This window comes from Chryseobacterium sp. MEBOG07, from assembly GCF_021869745.1.
In the GTDB taxonomy this organism is placed as follows: Bacteria; Bacteroidota; Bacteroidia; order Flavobacteriales; family Weeksellaceae; genus Chryseobacterium; species Chryseobacterium viscerum.
The window spans coordinates 4,322,741-4,344,937 of record NZ_CP084579.1; the positions used below are offsets into that span (position 1 = coordinate 4,322,741).

The 22,197-nt window shown below is 35.1% G+C and carries 19 protein-coding genes and 1 pseudogene; 6 read left to right on the top strand and 14 right to left on the bottom strand.

All coding sequences use genetic code 11. The annotated features are described in order from the left end of the window. Positions 1-93: 93 nt before the first annotated feature. The 13 genes from LF886_RS19735 to tssO form a co-directional block, all read right to left on the bottom strand. On the bottom strand, positions 94-525 hold the full coding sequence (locus LF886_RS19735) for a hypothetical protein (protein ID WP_236851263.1): 432 nt from the start codon (positions 523-525) through the stop codon (positions 94-96). Positions 526-620: 95 nt separating this feature from the next. Next, positions 621-1,037, bottom strand: coding sequence for a type VI secretion system tube protein TssD (gene tssD, locus LF886_RS19740; protein ID WP_236851264.1), 417 nt, complete (start codon positions 1,035-1,037; stop codon positions 621-623). 440 nt (positions 1,038-1,477) lie between these two features. Further along, positions 1,478-1,891, bottom strand: coding sequence for a type VI secretion system tube protein TssD (gene tssD, locus LF886_RS19745; RefSeq protein WP_236851265.1), 414 nt, complete (start codon positions 1,889-1,891; stop codon positions 1,478-1,480). Positions 1,892-2,270: 379 nt separating this feature from the next. Beyond that, the gene (locus LF886_RS19750; protein WP_236851266.1) at positions 2,271-2,996 is read right to left on the bottom strand and encodes a hypothetical protein; all 726 of its coding nucleotides are present in this window, start codon (positions 2,994-2,996) and stop codon (positions 2,271-2,273) included. A gap of 172 nt (positions 2,997-3,168) precedes the next feature. Next, positions 3,169-3,897, bottom strand: a complete 729-nt coding sequence (locus tag LF886_RS19755) for a hypothetical protein (protein ID WP_236851267.1) — start codon at positions 3,895-3,897, stop codon at positions 3,169-3,171. Positions 3,898-4,294: 397 nt separating this feature from the next. Continuing rightward, a complete protein-coding gene (locus tag LF886_RS19760; RefSeq protein WP_236851268.1) occupies positions 4,295-5,164 on the bottom strand; it encodes a lytic transglycosylase domain-containing protein in 870 nt (289 codons plus the stop codon). A 67-nt stretch (positions 5,165-5,231) separates the two neighbouring features. Then, on the bottom strand, positions 5,232-7,727 hold the full coding sequence (locus tag LF886_RS19765; protein ID WP_236851269.1) for an ATP-dependent Clp protease ATP-binding subunit: 2,496 nt from the start codon (positions 7,725-7,727) through the stop codon (positions 5,232-5,234). A gap of 262 nt (positions 7,728-7,989) precedes the next feature. Beyond that, the gene (locus tag LF886_RS19770) at positions 7,990-8,661 is read right to left on the bottom strand and encodes a hypothetical protein (RefSeq protein WP_236851270.1); all 672 of its coding nucleotides are present in this window, start codon (positions 8,659-8,661) and stop codon (positions 7,990-7,992) included. 108 nt (positions 8,662-8,769) lie between these two features. Further along, a complete protein-coding gene (gene tssD / locus LF886_RS19775) occupies positions 8,770-9,177 on the bottom strand; it encodes a type VI secretion system tube protein TssD (RefSeq protein WP_236851271.1) in 408 nt (135 codons plus the stop codon). A gap of 356 nt (positions 9,178-9,533) precedes the next feature. Continuing rightward, a complete protein-coding gene (tssR, locus tag LF886_RS19780) occupies positions 9,534-11,939 on the bottom strand; it encodes a type VI secretion system protein TssR domain-containing protein (protein ID WP_236851272.1) in 2,406 nt (801 codons plus the stop codon). Between the two features lie 47 nt (positions 11,940-11,986). Then, positions 11,987-12,898, bottom strand: a complete 912-nt coding sequence (locus LF886_RS19785) for a PKD domain-containing protein (protein WP_103231495.1) — start codon at positions 12,896-12,898, stop codon at positions 11,987-11,989. 128 nt (positions 12,899-13,026) lie between these two features. After that, complete coding sequence (locus LF886_RS19790) at positions 13,027-13,470, bottom strand: type VI secretion system transmembrane protein TssO (RefSeq protein ID WP_236851273.1); 444 nt, start codon at positions 13,468-13,470, stop codon at positions 13,027-13,029. 11 nt (positions 13,471-13,481) lie between these two features. Beyond that, positions 13,482-13,916: a type VI secretion system TssO gene (tssO, locus tag LF886_RS19795; RefSeq protein ID WP_236851274.1), complete on the bottom strand. Its 435-nt coding sequence runs from the start codon at positions 13,914-13,916 to the stop codon at positions 13,482-13,484. A gap of 279 nt (positions 13,917-14,195) precedes the next feature. Between tssO and LF886_RS19800 the strand changes: the two genes are divergently transcribed. The 6 genes and pseudogenes from LF886_RS19800 to LF886_RS19825 all read left to right on the top strand — a co-directional run bounded on the left by LF886_RS19800 (position 14,196) and on the right by LF886_RS19825 (position 20,333). Further along, on the top strand, positions 14,196-14,867 hold the full coding sequence (locus tag LF886_RS19800) for a response regulator transcription factor (protein WP_236851275.1): 672 nt from the start codon (positions 14,196-14,198) through the stop codon (positions 14,865-14,867). Between the two features lie 318 nt (positions 14,868-15,185). Further along, positions 15,186-15,476 (top strand): HU family DNA-binding protein, encoded by a 291-nt coding sequence (locus LF886_RS19805; protein ID WP_002984212.1) that lies wholly within the window; start codon positions 15,186-15,188, stop codon positions 15,474-15,476. 369 nt (positions 15,477-15,845) lie between these two features. Then, positions 15,846-17,405 carry a ribonuclease E/G gene (locus LF886_RS19810; protein ID WP_236851276.1) on the top strand — a complete coding sequence of 520 codons (1,560 nt, stop codon included), beginning with the start codon at positions 15,846-15,848 and terminating at the stop codon, positions 17,403-17,405. A gap of 143 nt (positions 17,406-17,548) precedes the next feature. Then, positions 17,549-18,931, top strand: a complete 1,383-nt coding sequence (locus LF886_RS19815) for a T9SS type A sorting domain-containing protein (protein ID WP_236851277.1) — start codon at positions 17,549-17,551, stop codon at positions 18,929-18,931. Positions 18,932-18,998: 67 nt separating this feature from the next. Continuing rightward, positions 18,999-19,469: pseudogene (locus LF886_RS19820) on the top strand (OsmC family protein). A 213-nt stretch (positions 19,470-19,682) separates the two neighbouring features. Next, positions 19,683-20,333: a response regulator transcription factor gene (locus LF886_RS19825; RefSeq protein ID WP_228447744.1), complete on the top strand. Its 651-nt coding sequence runs from the start codon at positions 19,683-19,685 to the stop codon at positions 20,331-20,333. Between the two features lie 348 nt (positions 20,334-20,681). Here the strand turns inward: LF886_RS19825 and LF886_RS19830 are convergent, their stop codons facing one another. Further along, positions 20,682-22,193: a carboxypeptidase-like regulatory domain-containing protein gene (locus LF886_RS19830; protein ID WP_236851278.1), complete on the bottom strand. Its 1,512-nt coding sequence runs from the start codon at positions 22,191-22,193 to the stop codon at positions 20,682-20,684. Positions 22,194-22,197: the final 4 nt, after the last annotated feature.

The following is a 22,197-nucleotide window of genomic DNA, read 5'->3' on the forward strand; positions in this document are numbered from 1 at the left end:
ATTGAGTTTCGGAATGAAGGTTAAGAGGCTTGAGATTGTGAATAGTGAATTCACTTCACTCGTGAATTCTTTCTATTAGCAATCATTCGCCTTCTAACAGTCATGGTTTTCGAAATTTATCTGCTCCATTTTGCTTCGATATCCTTCCATTTCTTTGGTGCTTACTGTCACTTTCTTCAGCTGTACCGGAAGTTGTTTTTTGCCGTCAGGACCTATCCAGGTTCCATTCATGATGTCGCCTTCTTTTTTTATAATCATCAATCCTGTGAAGCGTTCTTCTACCATCGCAAACTGTTTTTGAGCACCTTCCATAACATTAAGTTCTAACCAATTGCTAACGTTATCATACTTGTACATTGCGTTGTAATAAACACCACTTCCACAGTCACTGTCTACGGACTGAAAAAATAACGTGATCGCCATTTTCCCATTAACAGTACCCTTGTATAAAGTAGAAGAGTTTTGCGCCTGTAAGGAAATAAAAGTCATTGTAAAAGCAAGAATAAATAGAATTTGTCTGAACATGTTTGTTAGTTTTTAATAATGGTTATTAATTATTGATAAAAAACAAACAGCATACCAATGGTATACTGTTCCTTTTTTCTTTAAGTTGTAATGGATTATTTAACTCCTGAAGAAGGCCATAGTCCAGCGTACTGAGAAGTACCGTAGTCAATTGTTTCAGCACTGATTACGAAGCTGATCAACATACTGTTGCTGTCTACTGCATCGAAATCTACTTCGTGCTGAATTACATATCCGTTCTCCCAGTTCAAAGTGATCAATGTTCCTTCTTCGTGAGATTTGTTGAATGTAATTTCTCCTTTTGTTGGCTTGTATTTACCGTTTAACAAGCTTTCAAGGATGTCAGATTTTTCAGTAGCTTCTACTGTTACTTTGATCAATGCGTTAGAAGGATCTGATGCTACACGTCCTGATACGTCAGTAGATCTGGATACGCTGTAGTTCATTTTTAATAGTTTTTGTCCTTCTCCTCCGTTGAATTTTAAAATTCCTCTTGAATTTCTTTCTGCCATGATAGTAAATTTTAGTCGTTAGTAATAAATTGTTATTCAATAATTATATAACAAAGATAACCTCCTTACTTTTGAAAAAAAAGCTTTTGAACAGAAATCTGAAAAAGTGTCGTAGTTCTACGATTTCATGTCGTAATTCTACGACAATAGTGTTAAAATAAAAATACAACACATTATAAGTAAACACATTAACTACAATTAAAAATCAAAAACAAAACACATAATATTACACTAACAAGAGAAATGTTTTATTCAAAAGCGTCTTTTTATGAGCTGAAAAATCTCTTCCATTGACCTCCAAATTATACAGTTTGAAAACCAAAAATACGATCTGATTGTTTGCTATTTTTTTATAGTATTACATAAAAAAACAGAACAGTATACTCGAATGAGTGTACTGTTCTGTACCAATTTTATTTTTACTAAGATGATGAATAGGCTTAATTACCTGCTGAAGGCCATAGTCCAGCGAACTGAGAAGTACCGTAGTCAATGGTTTCCGCACTGATTACGAAGCTGATCAGCATACTGTTGCTGTCTACTGCATCGAAGTCTACTTCGTGCTGGATCACATATCCGTTCTGCCAGTTCAAAGTGATCAATGTTCCTTCTTCATGAGACTTATTAAAAGTAATCTCTCCCACTGTAGGCTTGTATTTACCGTTTAACAAGCTTTCAAGGATATCAGACTTTTCAGTAGCTTCTACTGTTACTTTGATAAGAGCGTTAGAAGGATCTGATGCTACACGTCCTGATACGTCTGTAGATCTGGATACGCTGTAATTCATTTTTAACAGCTTCTGTCCTTCACCATTATTGAATTTTAAGATTCCTCTTGAATTTCTTTCTGCCATGATTGTAAATTTTGATCGTTAATAATATTTTGTGATTCGGTGATTGTCTAGCAAAGATAGAGGCTCTTTTCTGCTAAAAAAAGCTTTTGAATGGAAATCTGAAAATTTGTAGTAGTTCTACGATTTCTTGTCGTAATTCTACGACAATAGATTTAATAAACCCACTCAAAACATCATAAATAAAGAATTTTAACTCACTGGAAAACAATAAAAAAAATGATAAATTTCCACCCGGGTGAGAAATATTAAGATTTCTTTAGTATAAGATTAGCATGATTTAACGAAATTTGAAACACCAGAAAACATTGCAAGCTTATACCATAAAAAAGAAGAACCTCTAAGAGATTCTTCCTTTTTTCTTTATTATTAGTATAAAACATTAGAATTGTTCAACAATCATAGCTTCTTTTGTTGTACCACTCACATCAATTAAATTTCCTTCGAAACGATAAGTAGTTCCATCAGTAGTATCATATATTCTATATATATTCAATTCATTTGTTGTTCCCACATTTGTACTTCCAGGAATATTAATCCAACCTCCTGATGCTGTTCCCGAACCTGTAGTAATTTTGTATGCTGTAGGAGTCCAGTATTCAATAATGAATACTGACAAAGGTCTAGTTCCGGAGCCCAAAAATTTAATTTGCCAATAACCATTGGTTACATTTTTACTATACCTAAAGGCATATAACCCATTTTGAGTAATCATTTCAACAGTGTTAGAAGCTGTAACAAATTTTTGTTTAGTAACTGAAACTCCTGCCGTTACAGAATTATTAACATCAATAACATTTCCACTTGAATCAGTACCAAGATAACTAGCGGAAGGCAGATTGGTCAATTTAAGACCGGAAGCTCCCGATGCACTTGAAACTATTTCCAATTTATTAGTTGGACTAACGGTTCCAATTCCGACATTATCTGCAGATGTCGCCACAAAATCATTAGCCTGCTGAGAGACGGTAGGAACTCCCGTAGAGGCATTGTCTTTTCCTCCATCCACATGAAAAGTTCCTTGCGGATTAGTTGTATTAATACCTACCTGGCAAAATACACCAACGGAAAATAATAGTGCTAAAATTGTAAAAAAAAATTTCGTCATTTTATATGTGTTTTGTCTTTTAAATTGATCAAGAAATCGCAAGATTTATTTTTCGAGATGTTTGAAACACCAGAAAACATTGCTAAATAATAACATAAAAAAGAAAGAATCTCAGAGAAGTTCTTTCTTTTGTATGTTATTATTTATGTTCTTTACCTTTAGTATAGAAATATTAGAATTGTTCAACAATCATAGATTCTTTTAATACACTGCTTACATTAATTAAATTTCCTTCAAAACGATAAGTCGTTCCATCAGTAGTATCATATATTCTATATATATTCAATTCATTTGTTGTTCCCACACCTGAACTTCCAGGAATATTAACCCAAACTCCTGATGCTAATGTTCCCGAACCTGTATTGACAGAATATGCTGTAGGAGTCCAAAGCTCATTAATAAATGTTGAAACAACTCTGCTTCCAGCACCCAGATATTTAATCTGCCACAAACCTCCAGTTGCATTTGAACTGTATCTAAAGGCATATAACCCATTTTGAGTAATCATTTCAACAGTGTTAGAAGCTGTAACTAATTTTTGTTTAGTAACTGAAACTCCTGCCGTTGCAGAATTATTAACATCAATAACATTTCCACTTGAATCAGTACCAAGATAGCTAGCGGAAGGCAGATTGGTCAATTTAAGACCGGAAGTTCCCGATGCACTTGAAACTATTTCCAATTTATTAGTTGGAGTAACAGTTCCAATTCCTGCATTGCCTTCAGATGTCACCACAAAATCATTAGCCTGCTGAGAGACGGTAGGAACTCCCGTAGAAGCATTGTCTTTTGCTCCGTCAACATGAAAGGTGCCTTGTGGATTAGCTGTATTAATACCAACTTGGGAAAATGCACTAACGAAAGATGATAGTGCTAAAATTGTAAAAAATTTTTTTGCCATTTTATTATGTTTTGTATTTTAAATGATCAAGAAATCACAGGACTTCTTTTTCGTATGCAAAATTATGTTTTACATCAAAAGACAAAGAAAAACAAGGTGTTACATCCATGGTACACGTATAAAAAACAGGTATTACACAGGTATTACATGAGGGCATGAATGTAGTAATGATGCCTTATAAATTAAAAACAGCAGAATATATATTGAATATAAAATTTCACAAAAAAAATCAACATATTATTAAAAAGCCAATACATTTTGAATGAGAATTCAGAAAAAAACAAGAATTTATTACATACGATCCTGTAATAACCATATTTGAAATGCTATTTTTTTACTATAAAAATGGCAACCAGCTAAAAACTGATTGCCATTTTTATTTTAATCTGAGATTATTTTACTGTTGCTGCGTATTTGCTCCTTCTTTTATGGAACGAACCAATATTTTGTTTTTTCTAAGCAGAAAATCAGGCATCAGATCCACTGGAAGATAAAAAGGACTTTCTCCTTTTTTCTGCAGCTCTTCTACAATACCTGGGTTCCAGACAAGGATTTTATCCATATCTACATTTAATTCATCGGCAACTACTTTCAGACTGAAACCTGCATTGATTTCCGTTTCTGAAAGTGCAGCATCGGTTACTTTTCGGTTTCCGTCCTCAAAGAAAACTTTATTGATTCTCGAGGAATTATAGTTGCTCAATACACTCTGAAGTTCTCCGGTAGCATAGCATGCGTTCAGGTATTTCTTCACATGATTAATGGTTTCTCCCGGAAGATATTTGTAGAATTCATGGTATTGGGAGGAACCGGCAGCCTGCATCGCTTTGGCAATATTTCCTTCACCACAGTTATAAGCAGCTACAACGGTAACCCAATTGTTATATTTTTTATAAAGGTTGCTTAAAGAAATAGCCGCCGTTTTGGTACTTTTATAGAGATCGGTACGTCCCTGCTCTGTAAGTCCATATTGGTTGGCATGTGCTGTCATTAGCTGCCAGACCCCTACTGCCCCTGCTCCGGAGGTGATATTTCTGTTAAAATGAGACTCTATCAGCGCAAGATTTCTCAAATGCTTGGGAAGGCCTTTCTGAAGAAGTAACTGTTCAATAAATTCTACAAGATCTTTATTTGCATTGATGATTCCTTTGTACTTTTTCACACTGCTTTCCGAGGTATCGGAAGCGGCAAGAAACTGTCCGTTTACCAAGATAACGGATCCTAATAATAGAAAACCTGTAAAGATATTTCTGACAATTGTTTTCATTTTAATTTTATTTATAAGCAAAAAGGCAAAAAAGCTGATGTGCAAATTCGCCTTTTTGCTTCATCATTTAATCTACTTTCCAGCTTAATTTTTCTTCTTCATTATTCCAGTCCACATGAATGGTTTGTCCGGATTTCACTTCTTCTCTTACAATCATTTTAGAGATCGGTCTGGCAAGCTGTGCCCGAATAACTCCGGAAATCTGTCTTGCTCCGTATTTGCTGCTAAATCCTCCTAATGCAAGGTTTCTTACAGCATCTTCGGTGATTGTTAGAGCAATTCCCAATCTCGTTAATGAAGTATGAAGTGATTTCAACTGAATATTAAAGATTCTTTCTGCAATTGATTCTGTGATCGGTGCAAAAGGAATAATTTCTGTAATTCTTGCCAGAAATTCAGGTCTGAATCTTCCTGAATTTGACATGATCTGCATGAGTGAAGATGATCCCGGGATTTTACCTTCTTCAAACTGTTTTACAATTTCTTCACTTCCGATATTGGAGGTAAATAAGATCAATGCATTGCTGAAATCTCCTTCTTTTCCTAATTTATCATGAACTTTTCCTTCGTCCATAATCTGAAGGAATACATCAAAAACAGAATGGTGGGCTTTTTCTATTTCGTCAAACAAAACAACGGTATAAGGCTGTTGTCTGATTTTATTCACAAGCATACCTCCTTCTTCGTATCCTACATATCCCGGAGGCGCTCCGTATAATAATGCTGCGGAATGTTCTTCTTTAAATTCTGACATATCAAAACGGACCATTGCCTTTTCATCGTTGAAAAGCAATTCTGCCATTGATTTTGCCAGCTCTGTTTTACCGGTTCCTGTAGGTCCCAGAAGAAAGAAAGATCCGATAGGCTGTCCCGGTTTATTCAATCCGCTTCGGTTTTCAACGATAGCATCAGAAAGAATTTTTAATGCATGATCCTGCCCTACAACCCTGTTCAGGAGAAGAGATTCCATATTCAGGAGTTTTTCTTTTTCCTGAGCCTGAATCTTCCCGATTGGAATATTTGTTTTAGCAGCCATTACAGCAGCCAGTTCAAGTCTGTCTACTTTTTCTCTTTTCTTCGAAGCATGCTGTATAAGCTCTGCATAGGTATCTTCAATAATTTTCTGAATCTGATCTACCGGCATAGAGTTGTCTATCGACGGCTGTTCGCTCAAGGAACCCCAAAGAATTGGGCTTATTTTGTCTCTCAGCAGGTTATACATCCAGATCAGTTCATCAGCTTTATCTTTGTTGTCTGCGTATTCTTCTTCTAATATGGCATCGTAGCTTACTTTCCAGCTGTCAAGTTCTTTTTCAGAAAGCTCATCAAGCATTTTGATAGCAGCCATTGTTCTGTCTAATAAGTCGATTGCAGCATCCGGTAATTTTTTACCTTTTGCATATCTTTTTGCCAGACGTACACATTCCGGAATAGCTGTTTTTTCCACTTCAATACCGTGGTGTTTTTTGTACCCTTCAAGAAGGACATCAATCATTTTCACACAGGTCTTCTCATCCGGCTCATGAACGGTTAGCACTTCAAAACGGCGGTTAAAAGCCTGTTCCGGCTCTATAATTTTTCTATATTCTTCCTGAGTTGTAGCTCCAATTACGGTAATCTCACCTCTGGCGAGCTCAGGCTTGAGAAGGTTTGCAACGTTTCCGATGCTTCCTTTCGGGTCTAGAAGGGTATGTATTTCATCAATGAAAAGAATAGCTTTTTCAATTTTCTTACATTCATTGATTACTTTTTTCAGGCGGTCTTCAATTTCGCCTTTATAAGAAGTTCCGGCTAATAATGCTCCGGTATCCAGTTCCAAAAGAGTACCGTTTTTAAGCATTTCAGGAACATTTCCTTTGATGATTTCAGTAGCAAAACCTTCAACTAATGCCGTCTTTCCTACGCCTGGCTCTCCAATGATAATCACATTCGGTTTGCTTCTTCGGCAAAGAATCTCTACCAGCATTCTGAGTTCTTTATCTCTACCGATAATATTTTCAACTTCTCCTTTTCTCGCCTGTGCGGTTCTGTCTACACAATAGCTTTTAATGGAAGGGAAAGAAGAATCTGAATAGTCTGAACCATTTGAAAATAGTGAAGAGAAACTTCCATCTTCCGGGACCGTAAACGGTGTATCTTTTCTATATAGATTGAATATCTCATGTTCTCGCAATGGAAGTGATTTCAGCTGCTGAAGTGAGAATACAATCTGTGGTTTTACGATTGCTGTAAGAATACATATTGGAGTAATCTCATCCAATCCTAATTTTAAACGGATATCGTCAGCTTCTTCTATAAGCGTATCTACCGCATCATCCTGACCTACTTCATCAGGAAGATGGTTGGTCTTGGGATATTCTTCAATGCGGACGTCTGCCCATTCATAGAAATAACCTGGATCTTTATCTATACTTTTCAGGAATTCATTCAGCCCGATATCTTTATGCATTAAAGCCTGCAGGATATGCGGGCCACCATAAGTTCCATTATAATTTTCCTTCGCTATCGACTGAGCAATGTGAAATAGCTGTTTTACTGTTTCGTTGGTTACTAGTACTCCCATTTATAATTTTCTTATATTAATATATTTGCGTTCTGTTTTAATGTGCTTCAGATTTGATGGTATTGATCTGTATTTTTCATCCCTGATTAGCAGAGAATCAAAAAACGATCTTTTGTTTAGCTAAAATTAAATATTTTATTCTAAACGAGATAAAGATAGTTAATTCTTCACTCAGAGAAGTAACAACCGTATTTTTTTCTTTTTCAGGATGATTCCGGTATTATAATATCCTCACAAATTCTTCTCCTGAATCCTATTTTATTTACATATTCAAAAAATATAACAGCATCAGACTGATCCACTGAAGTCCTATGTAGATATAAAATATCATCGCTGAGGGTTCTGCCAGTTCATTTAACTTTTCAATAAGTGTTGTTTTAATGATATCGGAAAAGTCCGCGTTTTCTGCTCCCAGATTCAATTCATCAAACTTTATTTTATTTAAAGCATAGCCTAAGATGCGTTTGAGAATTTTATTTTCTGAACTGTTTTTAAATTCATTCAACAGTTTCACTTTGGCAATGGCAAAATCTGCACTGGTTCGGATTACCGTTGGCTGTTTTGCTTTAAATACATTGATGATTTTATCTATAAAGGGAACAACAATGGTCTTTGAATGATCCTGCAACAGTTTACTGATCACCACAGACATCGCATATTTTGTGGCAAAAACAATTGTAAAAAACGGGGCAATGATCATCAGCAAATAAAAAATAGATGCAGAAACCGGTTTGGCCTTAATTGTCGTTATTAAAAATGCAGAAACCCCTGTATGACCCAATGCCGGGGCTAAACGGTCTGACAAAATATAAATCCCCAATATAAGGGTGATGAGCGTGGAGAGAACTCCTATTGCATAGATTTTCAATATACTGAAGATGAATACTGCGGATAATTTGGAAAAGTATTTCAGGTGATCAGTGATTTTGTTCATTATTGCTTTTTCGGTTATTATAGTTTTTTGCTGTACATCCAAGTCAAAAAAGACCGCCTTAAATAGGGACAGTCTTTTTCTTATGAATGTTGATAATGTGTATAAATTCTAGCTTGATGGCCAAAGTCCTGTATATTGAGAAGTACCGTAGTCAATGGTTTCAGCACTGATTACGAAGCTGATCAGCATACTGTTGCTGTCTATTGCATCAAACTCAATCTGGTGCTGGATAACATATCCGTTCTGCCAGTTCAAAGTGATTAATTTTCCTTCTTCGTGAGATTTATTAAAAGTAATCTCTCCCACTGTAGGCTTGTATTTACCATTTAACAGGCTTTCAAGGATATCAGATTTTTCTGTAGCTTCTACGGTTACTTTGATAAGAGCGTTAGAAGGATCTGATGCTACACGTCCTGATACATCTGTAGATCGGGATACGCTGTAGTTCATTTTTAACAGCTTCTGTCCTTCACCATTGTTGAATTTTAAGATTCCTCTTGAATTGCTTTCGGCCATGATTAGTAAATTTTAATCGTTAGTAATATTTTGTGATTCAGTGATTGTGTAGCAAATATAGAGGCTCTTTTCCTCTAAAAAAAACTTTTGAATACAAATCTGAGAAATTGTAGTAGTTCTACTACTTATTGTCGTAATTCTACGATAACAGATTTACATATGTTTTTATAACACCCATGAATAAAGCATCTTAAGATATTTCCCATTTTTAAGATAAAAATAAATTTTACACCTGAAAGAGAAATAATCAGAGGATTCAGGGGTAAAGTCTGCGATCATAGTTTTTAATTTCATCTTCACAGCACAAAAAAAGCAGAAGTGAATACTTCTGCTTTTGATATGATAAAATGAATTTCTTAATGCTTAGTATATTCCGGTTGTTCTCTCGGAATTCTTGTCGGTGTAAAATACTCATTAAGCCAGTAAAAAGTCTGCCCGTTTTGCTGAATCTTTACAGCAGGGTTATTTCTATTCGCAAGCATTCTGTCAGCCAGATTTTTATAGTGTTGGAAATAATTTCTTACTGTTTCATTAGGAACAATTTTCGATTTCTTCCAGCCTTTCAGCTTGTACTTAGCCATCAGCTCTTCGTCAGAAAGGTCAAAACCTGTACTCATACCAATAGCGTAAGACATTGGCAGCTCATAAAGATCTCCTTTATCCAGGAATTTGATAGTTGGATTGTACTTCTTCAGCAATTTCACATACTCTTTCACTGCTCTCGCCTGATTAAAGTCTGCACGGCCTGCCTCAGTATTTCTGTATACTTCAGTATAAAAAGCTTTTAAGTTATCATACTCAGATTCAGAAATAAGAATTCCTTTTTCTATTCCCGGTGTAAAGTCTTTCAGATCTTTTGGAATATATCCTTTTACAAGGAATGGGCTTCCGTAGTTGATCAGCTGTGCTGCAATTCCTGCAGAAACCGGATTGGTAAGCCCTGGATACAGATATTTATATTTTAAATCAACATCTGTTCTTCCTGCTCCTACTGATGAATGGAAATATTCATTAAGTGACTTATCAACAGTCTGATTGTCTAAAGTAACCTGTGAAATAAGGCTGTCAACAGATTTTTTCAGGAATCCTGGAGTCGTGATATCTCCTTTTTTAGGGAAAATTACAAATCCCTGAGACATACTCTGTTTAGGGTAAGCCAGAGAGAAGAATCCAGCGTCACCTTCTACCAGGCTGAAATTATTCTTGGTAAGAACATCATACTGGTTGATGATCTTTTGTTTTTTAAGTTCAGCAATATTTTTGGCGGTATTGGTAACCACATTTTCTGCCATTAATACAAAATCATTATAGTTATCTGATGATCTCGCATTGGTCTGGAACATGATCAACCTTGCCTGAGCCTGAGTCAATGAGCTGATTACACTGTACATATTCCCGCTTTGGTTGGCAGAAGTCCCTACAGTCACTACAATATTGGTTTCATCAGAAACGTTAGAAAGAAGGTTTCCAGCTGCTGTAAGAGCTTCTCCTACCGGCTGATACCCATTATTGCTTGCGCAGTTCATTTCATTTGTTTTCTGATCAATAAACGTGGATATTTTACTGTAGTCTGTACTCAGATTTGATACAGAAATATTCTCCCCACAAGGGTTATTTTTGTATAAAACCACACCGTATTTAACATTATTAAAATAAGATGGCTTTTCAAATCTAAGCTGTAGATCCTGAAGTAATGATTTTACGATAGGGGTATAAGGTGCATTTCCAGCACTTACGTCCAACGCAAAGACAATATTGATATTTTTATCTCTTTCTGTAATCTCTCTGTAGCGGTCAAAATAAATAGGTTCACCCAGAACATTGGATACAAAGTTCTTGCTGTAATCTAAAATATTGGTGAAATATTTTGTTTTGGAATCTAGGGTTGGAGCTTCTTCTAATGGCAAGCTTACAGGGAAAATATTTTCCAGGGGTCTTCTTTTGTTCACATCAGTAAGAAGAATTGCCGTTTTGTTTTCGGCGTCTGATGCAGATCCCCCAGGATATCCTTCATGAATTCCTAAGGCAGAATCGTTGATCCCTGTTGTATTTTTAAGTTTAATAGCAGAACGCTCTCCCCAGGTAGAGATCACATTGGAGCTCACCCATCCGTAAAGGCCTTTACCGATGCTGTCTATATCTATTGAAGGTTTTTTACCTACTAAAAATCGCTTGTTATTTTCAGCTTGTTTGTAGACATACACAATTTGTCCGTTTGGAATTTTCACCTTGGCTGCTTCAATAAGACTTGGTGAATTGAACACCATAATGGAGTCATTTTTATAGTACCTTTCAGCATTCTTGATGACTTCGCTGTTACTTGGCACTACTGCTACTCTTACAGGATATCCTGTTTTTTCGCTTTTTAAAGCATTATTCCAAAGAAGAAGGTCAGATTCCGGAATCCAGCCATATGTTTTGATTGATTTTGACGAAACTTTTTTCATTAAAGCATCCGGAACATATTCCGCTACTTTTACCATCCCATCTCTATGTTTTAAAACCATTAATGGCTCAAGGAATTTCACTTCTTTGTAAGATTTCTCGTCATCTTTATCCAAATAAGCCGTATTTCTTGATCTGTCTGAAATAACAATCCATGGAACTGACTTTTTAGGATAACCGTTAACGACAGGGGAAGCATCCACCTGCCCGTACTGTGACGGCTCTGGGGTTTTCTTTGACGGTAACTTTACCTGGCAACTCGTCAATAATACTGATAACCCTATATAATATGCTGCTAGAGGAAATTTATTTTTCATCCTATTTTATCTTTTAATGATTGGCGCATCCGTAATATCGGACGATATTATTTGCTTTGGTTGATTTCTACTTTAGTTACACACTCCTGCTTATCATCCAGGTTTACTTTTACCGTCTGAATGACTGTATTTTTATCAAACTGGAGGCCTGCACAATACATGTAGAAGTTATTCACTTTGCTGTCATTTACCTTTACTACTGTGTTTTCATTGTTACACAGGTAGGTTTTCAACAGGTAATTATAATGCATATTGAAGCTGTTTCCATTGGCGATCTGCTGCAGGTGATACTTGAAATCATTATCTACTTTTGCATAAGAGTCTTCTACAGACACTTCATCTTCTGCAAGAGCATCATAAGCCGGAAGAATTTTGATACGGTGATAGATAGGCTCCTGAGTTTCTTCAGTGTACAGGGTTACCAGATAATCTCCAGGTTTTTTATAAGAATAGATCGTAAATTTATCCTTGGCATCTGTATTTCCGGATTCTCCGAATTTCCATGCAAACTGCTTAGCGTCAGAAACGGCCCGAAAAGTTACGTTCTCATTTTGCATAGCCTGAGTGACGGCTTCGATAGTTGTCGTCGATTTTGCACTATCTTTAGGCTTCTGAACGCTTCTTGCGCCTACCATTACAGGGAAAGATTTCGTATACTTATTGTCAACGATCAAGCTTACCTGATAATATCCCGGTTTATTATAGAAGTGAATTCCACTGTTTTTATCTGAAGTTGTCCCATCTCCGAAATTCCATCTTTTGGTTTTTGCAAACTGGGTTTTATCTTCGAATAAAAGGGTGTCTCCTACCGCCAGTGAAGACGGATAAACCACTCCAACAATATCATCGGCTGAATGGATTACTTTTTTCTGCAGCCACAGAACAACCAATGCTGCGATGAGCAGAGTTGCAATAACACCGATAATAATGTTCTTCTTGTTCTTTTGAAAATAATTCATAGTTAATAATTGTGATGTGTTTTATGTGTAGTTCCTAGTATTTACTGCTTATTGTATTCTTGCTTTCAGATCCTGCTCACGCTGATAAAGCTTATTCTGCTTATCTTTAAATCCAATTCTGCATTCATCTACCTGTTTCTGGAAAATTTTGATGTCTTCCGAGGTTGTTGAAATGACTTTTTGTCATCAAAATACATTTTGTAGAATTTGGCGATCTGAGGGTAGGCATCTTTTCGGATATCAACAACGTCGGTACCATTGAAATAGCTGTTAAGGTCGTTGACCCCCAATTGAATATTATTTTCCACAAAAGGCTGTGGTCCGTCATTGGTCAGTTTTGTTATCATAGTATAAGTACTGTCCATGATGGGCAGAACAACTTTTTGGTGTTGTTCAAATTCGGCTTTCTGCTCAAGATTCTGAATACCTCTTACATCTTCATCTGAGAAGGGAGATACAAATCCTTTTAAAAAAATCACTCCCAAAAATAACATAGCCGTCACAAGCATCAGTATTAAATAAAAAAACTGATAATGCCTTTCTTTCTTAGATAGTGTAATTTGTCCTTGCATATCTTTTCTTTTTATCTTCTTCTTTTACTTCCGGTGAAATTTCTCGTAGGGTCTTTTCTAAGCTCATTGTTGGTCACTTTTATTTTACCCATACATTCATCGAGATCTCTTAAAACGGTTTTCTTCTGATACTCCACTTCAATGATCTTGGCTTTCAAAGTCATCATCGGCACAATCTGCTTCATCAGTACAGCATAATGCTTAAAGCTCTGTGCACTGTCTTTACCCATAATATTTTTAGCATCCCTCACATTATCCATAATACTGGTTCTGAGGAATACATCATTCTCCACCTTATTGATATTAAGCTGGTTCATTTTGTCGTAAATATCATCAATGTGATCTCTCAGTACGTCACTTCGAAGCATGAGTTCTTTATACGCTTCAGCTTCACGGCTGATCCCCTCCCGTTGTATATCATAACTCTTAAAAAGAGAAATAAGCAAGCAAAAGTTACAACCGACAAAGCGACAAAAGACAGTATAAACTTCCAAATGCCTATTCTGACGTCAGATTTGTTTAATTTTTTTTCCCTGTTAGAAGACATAATTTGCGATTTGTTTGGCCTGTGAAAGTATAAAAAAAAATTTTATGCACAATACGTAATTTCCCCAAGCCTGTTTCGTGAAAACCCTGATTAACTTAATATTAATTTCCACATTGATAAGTTTTTCATACATTAGACCTCTAAATTTTAAATATCATTCGCCAAATCGATATTAAGAATGAGTAAAATATTATCTAATACCGTACGTTTTTCTATTGCTGACAGTGATTTTTATTTTAAAAAAATAATGATCAAAACACTGATGGAAAATCCTTTCTATATGCTTCTGAATGATTGTAACAACGGGCATGAGCTGGTAAACAGAATCTACAGAAGACAGGAAGACGTGTTCATTATTGAACTTTTCATGCCGGTATTAAGCGGGATTGAAGCAATCAAATACATCAGAAAAAACAATTCGGAAACTCCTATTATCACCTACTCCGGTACTTATCAGGAAGATATGGCCGAAATTCTTTCGAAGATTCCTAATATCTATTACTGTCAGAAAAAAAGCACCATCATCAAGGACATTATCAAAGGAGGTATTACTTCTGAAGATTTTGACTACCAAGCCTATTCCAAAGAATGGGAGCAGCAACCTCTTGCTGTACAGGAGTATATGGACAGACAGAAAAAAGGACAGGAAGAACTTTCTCCAGCTGAAATACAGCTGATGAGATTCTGTTATGAGGGATTCAGTAATAAGGAAATAGCAGAAAAACTTAACCTGAGCACCAGAACTATTGATACCTATATCAACCGGCTTACAGAAAAGCTGGGACTAAAGACCAAGCTTCATCTTATCCGTTTCTGTGTAGAAAATGGATATTACAATTCCAGTTTATAAAAAATTATGATTTCAGATTCAAAATTTTGAATTCCGGATACCGGATGGAGGCAGAATATTCTTTTTTCAAACGCTCCATTTAAGATAAAAATCCCCTCAACACCTATTATTAAGCCATTTATTAAATTTTATTCATCAAAATTCCGTACCTTTATACCGCTATATTATTTTATTATTAAATTAACTTAGCCCTGCATTAATATGGTGTATACATTCAAAGCGCAAGTATTTGAATAAAAATATTTTGTCACTAATTTGCTAGTATTCAATTTTTTTAACTAAATTTGCACACCTAAAATTTAAAATTAAAATAAGGAAATGACAAAGGCAGAATTGGTAAACACCATCTCAAATAAGTTGGGAACAGAAAAGAATGAAACACAGAAAGTTGTAGAAGCTTTTATGCAGGAGATCAGAACTTCTATGTATAATGGGGATAACGTTTATCTAAGAGGTTTTGGATCTTTTATCATTAAAACAAGAGCTGCTAAAACAGGAAGAAATATTTCTAAGAACACTGCAATTGAGATTCCTGCTCATAACATTCCTGCTTTCAAACCTTCAAAATCTTTTGTTGAGAAAGTAAAAACTAAAGTTGCAGTAAAATAAGAACATTAACTGAATATTAACTAGTTACTAAAAAATTAAAATTATGCCAAGCGGAAAGAAAAGAAAAAGACACAAGGTTGCGACTCACAAAAGAAAGAAAAGAAGAAGAGCAAACAGACATAAGAAAAAATAATCTCTTTTTTTCGAGATTTACAATATAATAATATAGTTGGTGAATTTAAATTTAAAAAGTTCACTGACTATATTTTTGTTTGCAACTATATAAGATTTTTCGGACGATGGAGGGTTTCAAATATTATTTTAACAAACATATAATGGTTTTCATTCAAAATCCTTATATTTAATAGATGAATTAATCGAGAAAAACATCCAATCCCTATAATCTTAACAATTTTATCTTATTAAAAAATGAAGAAAGAACTAATAGTTTCGCATGAAGATGATCTTACAAAGATTGCACTGCTGGAAGACGGAAGACTATGTGAACTTCATGAGCAAGAAGACAAAAGCGATTTTATAGTTGGAGATCTGTTTATAGGAAAAGTAAAAAAACTTGCGCCCAATCTGAATGCAGCATTCGTCAACATCGGATATGACAAGGATGCATTTTTGCATTATCAGGATTTGGGACCTCAGTATCTTACATACAGAAAGTTTTTGAAAGATACTATTTCTAAAAAACAAAGCACTTCGAGCTTAAAAAATTTCGAGATACAACCCGAAATAGACAAAAACGGAACAATAGATAAAGTAATTGCCAAGGACGATCTGGTCCTATTACAAATTACTAAAGAACCAATTTCTACAAAAGGTCCTAGAATTTCTACACAGATTTCATTGACAGGACGTTTTCTGGTTTTAATTCCTTTTGACAATAAAGTTTCTATATCCAAAAAGATCAGAAGCTTTGAGGAAAAAGAAAGACTAAGAACCCTGATTGACAGTATCAAACCTGAGGGATTCGGCGTTATTATCAGAACTGTAGCGGAAGGAAAAAAAGTAGCCGACCTTCACAATGACATGAATCAACTGGTTCAGAAATGGGAAAGTACTTTTAAAAACATCCAGAAAAATAAAGTTCCGTCTAAAGTTTTAAGCGAAGAAGACAAAGCTTCAGCTATTTTAAGAGACAATTTTAATCAGGATTTCGTGAGTATCATCTGTGACGATGAACAGATGGTAAGCGAAATGACAAATTACGTAGAAGTAATTGCCCCTGAAAAGAAAAACATTGTCCAGTTTTATAATTCTCATATTCCTCTTCTGGAATATTACAATGTTGAAAAACAGCTTAAACAGAGCTTTGGAAAACACGTTAACATTCCAAGTTCTAAAGGCGCTTATCTTGTTATTGAACACACAGAAGCACTTCACGTCGTTGACGTCAACTCCGGGAACAACATTACCACCGGAACCGCTGTCAACAAAGAGCATGCACTGAAAGTGAACAAAATGGCCGCTACTGAAATCGCACGACAGCTTCGCCTCCGCGATATGGGAGGGATTATCGTTATCGATTTCATAGATATGCCAAATTCTGATCACCGAAGAGATCTCTACGAGCACTTGAAAGAGGAAATGAATCGCGACAAAGCTCGCCACAAAATACTTCCTCCTAGTAAATTTGGCCTGATCCAGATCACCAGACAAAGAAACCGTCCGGAAAAACAGATCGAAACCAAAGAAGAAAACCCGAACAAAGACGGAGAAATTGTTGCTCCAATTGTCATCGTGGAAAGAATGGGTGAAACCTTAAGAAACATTCTGCAGAAAGAAAAAGGAAAAGTCTACCTGCATGTACACCCATTTGTGGAAGCCTACCTTACAAAAGGCATCAAAAGTATCCAAATGAAATGGTTTATCAAATACAAAAAATGGGTAACCATCGTTCCAAGGGATTCTTTTAAATATTTAGAATACAAGATCTACAATTCCAAAAAAGAAGAATTGATAGAATTTTCTAATTAAGACAAAATTCAAAACCTTCAGTTTTCTGGAGGTTTTTTTTGTTTTAATTTTCAATAAGTTACCAAGATGTAATACGTATGTAATAGCTTGTATTTTTTACATTTTAATAATTATTTATCACTTTGTATTAAAATACACACAATATGATAAAACAATTAATTCTTATTTTTATTCTGTTAACCCAATGCGCATTTTCTCAGATTATTTCCAAAGACAATAGTTTTGCTTCAAATGGAAAATTTACAATCCCGGGTAATAATAATTACTGGTCTAGAATGATTCAGAATCCAGACGGAAGTATTTATTTTACTTATAATAAAAATGATAGTTCAGGAGCCGAAAAATTTTTCTTATCAAAACTTACTGCAAATGGAATTGTAGATACCTCATTTGGAACCAACGGAGAGATGGAACTACCCTATTTTTCTACTGACAGCCAATTAAAGAAACAATCTGATGGTAAACTTTTAGCTTTTGGCTTTTATAATGGAACAGCCATCACAAGAATTCTTCAAAATGGACAATTAGATACTACTTTTGGTGTCAATGGTACTTCATTAATACCAGAACTTAGTGCCGATCAAAATGATACATCTTATGGACTCATACCACAAAATGGAAAATTAATTGTTCATGGAATGGAGGGAACAGCCGGCCAAATTCATCATAAAATTTATAGACTAGATAGTAATGGAATTATTGATAGTACATTTGGAAATAATGGTTCTGTATTAACTCAAGGCACCTGGTCAAATGGACCACATTTACTAATAGATAATCAATTTAATCTCGTAAATCTTACAAATAACGGCATTATGGAAAAGTTTGATTCCAATGGTCAACCATTAACTAATTTTGGCAATAATGGGGTTTTACAAATATCTTATAGCTTTAGTAACTTTGGTTTTGGTGCTGCGGCATTTATGGATAGTAATAACAATATCATTTATTCTAGTGCCGATTCTGAAATCATTAGAATTAAACCAGATGGAACAGTAGATAGCTCTTTTAATTTTGATCCGGCAACACTTCCTCCTTCAGTATGGAAAACAAATATTATTGAAAAAAATGGCTATTATTATATTAGCGGGATGAATGAAGATTCTGCCCCTACGTATTTTATTTCCAGACTTACTCAAAATGGCTCAATAGATCCTGTTTTTAACTATTTTATAGAAACGGACAGCACTTTAGTTAGAATTGAAGACCTAATCGTGAATGATAATAATATTATTGCTAATGGAGGTGGTTACGTTGTAAAGTATTTACTTAATAGTTCATTATCAACAGCAGAAATAGCAAAACCCGATACCAATATTACATTTGAAAATCCTGTTAAAGAAAGTTTTATATATATTTCTAAAAATAAAATAAGTAATATAAATATTTATTCTATTGACGGAAAACTTTTAAAAACTTTTAAAAAGAGCAATACATCTGCTTCAGATTTGACAAATGGTATTTACATAGCAAATATCATCTTCGAAAATGGTACTTCTTCCACTATGAAACTTATTAAGAATTAACAATTTCTTTAATATATTTTTTAAAAAGTATTTGCTGTATTTCAGCAAATACTTTTATTTTTAATCTATGAATAAAGAGCATCATTATAAAATAACCATTCAATGGACCGGAAACCAAGGAACCGGAACAAGCGGCTACAGAGACTATGAAAGAAGCCATATTATTTCAGCAGAAAATAAAGTTGTAATTGAAGGTTCGTCTGATCCGGCATTCCGAGGAGACAGAAAGAAGCATAATCCGGAAGAAATGTTTCTATCCTCACTTTCTTCCTGTCATATGTTGTGGTATCTTCATTTTTGTTCTGAAGCCGGTATTATTATAACAGATTATACCGATGAAGCTACAGGTATAATGGCAGAAACAGCCAGCGGGAGCGGACATTTTACATAAGTAACTTTGCATCCTGTAGTAATTGTTGCGGAAGCATCAATGATGGAAAAAGCAGAGCAGCTTCATCATAAAGCCAACGAATATTGTTTCATTGCCAATTCGGTTAATTTTCCGGTAAAGCATATCCCCATTATGTTAGTTAAATAAATTAATAATCAAAAATTACATCTAAAAACAATGATGGATAGTATATTTTAACAACAATAACTCTAAAAAACTCCACAAAAAGAGAATTATTTAATAAAAAATCAATAATAATAACGTTTTACCATCAATAAAAACACAATAAATTCAAAATATCTATCAATTTTATTCAAAATGTAAAGTTTTTTTCCTATTTTTATATAAACAAAACAAACCATGATGAAACCAAGATTGACCATTTTTGATGAACCCATGCTCTATACTGAGGGATTATCAAGACTGCTTACACAAAGCAAAATTTTCAGCACAATTGACACTTGTAATTCTTTAGAAACCCTCTCCAAAAACTTAAAAAAAGATCCTCCGGAAATGCTTGTTATGAGCTCCAATATGCTAATGCTTACGGAAATCTGCAAGTTGGTAGAAAGTATTATCTCTGAACATAAAAGTACTAAGATCACCATCATTGGAAACTCATATGATATGATCGATATCCGAAAACTTTTCAATAAAGGGATTAAGGCTTATCTCGACAAAAACTGTACATATGATGAGTTCCTGAAATCCATTAATGTTTTACTTCTTAATGAGATCTACATTTGCGACCATGCAAAGGAAAGAATGATCAATTTCATCAGCAGTGAACAGGAAAAACCCAATCCTCATATCAAAGAACCGCTTACCCGCCGCGAAATGGAAATCCTTAAACTTATATGTGACGGAAACAGCAGTAAAGATATATCTGAAAAACTTTTTATCAGTATCAACACGGTAGAAACACACCGAAAAAGAATTCTTTTGAAACTCAATGCGAAAAACTCAGTCGGAATTGTAAAATATGCTATTGAAAACCATATTATTGACTGAAAATCTCCCATGAACAACTCAAAAAAATTCCAAACTTTACAGTCTGGAATTTTTTTATGCCTGAATTCGGTCTTTTGAATCAGACAGACAGCTCATTATTAAACTTATTTTAAGGCTGGAAGTGAGACAAAGAGATCAGAAACTTAGGAATGAAAAAGCATATGTTATTTTTATCCTTGTTGTTTTATCTGCAAACAACTCAAATTTCTAATCTCAAGCTCACATCCTGGAACTTTAAACCTTAAAACCTGGACTTTATAGTAGTAATAATCATCTTTTATTTGAAAAGCCCATCTATTAAATGTCAATGAAAATGATAAACAATATTAAATTTAAAAACATTAAACCTTACTCATAATCCGGCATTTCTCCATTGCTGAAAAGTGAAGCACGGGTAAGATCTGTCAAGCTACTGGTCAGATCAATGACCATCACATTTCTCTGGGAAATATTGTCATTGGAGGTATTCATAAAAATGACCTGTGCATTATTCGGTGAGAACCTTGGATCAAGATCATTGGTACCCATCACTTTTTCGCTTTCTGCAGAAATATCACTTACGACATCGCTAACCAGATTATAAATGAAGATATGCGAATCCAGCTGACGGTAGTTTCCGCTTCCATCCACATACCCTGAAACATCACGGGTAAACAGAAGAAGCTGTCCATCTACAGAAAAATTCAACCCACCACTCGCCCCTACTGAGCCGGATAATACCGTTTTAATGATATTTCCTGTGGTATCTATCACATAAATTTTCGTGTTATAACCATTGTAATCATTGGTTTTCAAAGCAATTTTACTTCCGTCATAGCTCCAGTCACATTCGGAGATCAGACTTCCGTCCGGAGTGGTATATACCAGGCTCAGGCCGCTTCCGTCTTTATTGATCCTGTACAGCTTATTAAAGTTTGAATAAATAAGCTCTTTACCATTCGTACTCCAGGCAAAATCCATCTCATAGTTATTAAAACCTGCCACAGGCACCGTTGTTACTTTAAAAGGATTGGAACCATCCGGATTGGCAGTATAAATATGAGTGCTTCCGCCTTCTGTACGGAGAAATGCTATGAGACCTGCATTATTGTTTTTACGTGGCCGCCAGCTGTTGTAGGAAGAATTGGTAAACTGGAAGTTATTTCCCTGATCGTTGCTGGATATGATGACGAAATTTCCATTTTGTTTTTGTGCATAATGATACCGATTGGAAGGAACCGTGTTGGTCGTAAATTTACTGATAGAGCTTAAAACTGGCTGGTGAATGCCGTCCGAAACAGACACCTGCCAGAAGTAACTTACACCAAACTTCAGATTTGAAAGCGTATAATGATTCGCTTTCAAATCATTAACCTGAATCACATTAGTGTCAAGATTATTTTTAATTGTCAAACTGTATTTCAAGACATCCGCTGTATCGGGATCTGTTGCGCTCCAGGTTAATTCAACGCTCAAAGGTTGATTGACTGCGTTATCTATCGGACTTAACAACTGAGGTGTAGCGGGAGGAGAATTCAATGATGTATCATCATCCATCTCAAAAACTACCGTTACCACCTGATTTTGATTCTGTATATTGACAGACTGGAAGCTGGTAATATATCCTGAAAGTTCTGCTTTCACAGAATAATTACCTACGGGCATGGCAGCGATCTCAAAAGAACCGTCCGTACCACTGAATACCGTCTGTGTCGTAGGATTGGTGAAAATTTTCACATTAGGAATCGGCACATTACTGCCTCTTTTTACGACTTTTCCTTTTAACATTCCTGTTTGAGCCTGTTCTACAAGGTCTTCACTGCATGAAAACAGACAAAAAGCAAAGATGAGTATGCTGAGTATTTTAATTATAGTTTTCATAATT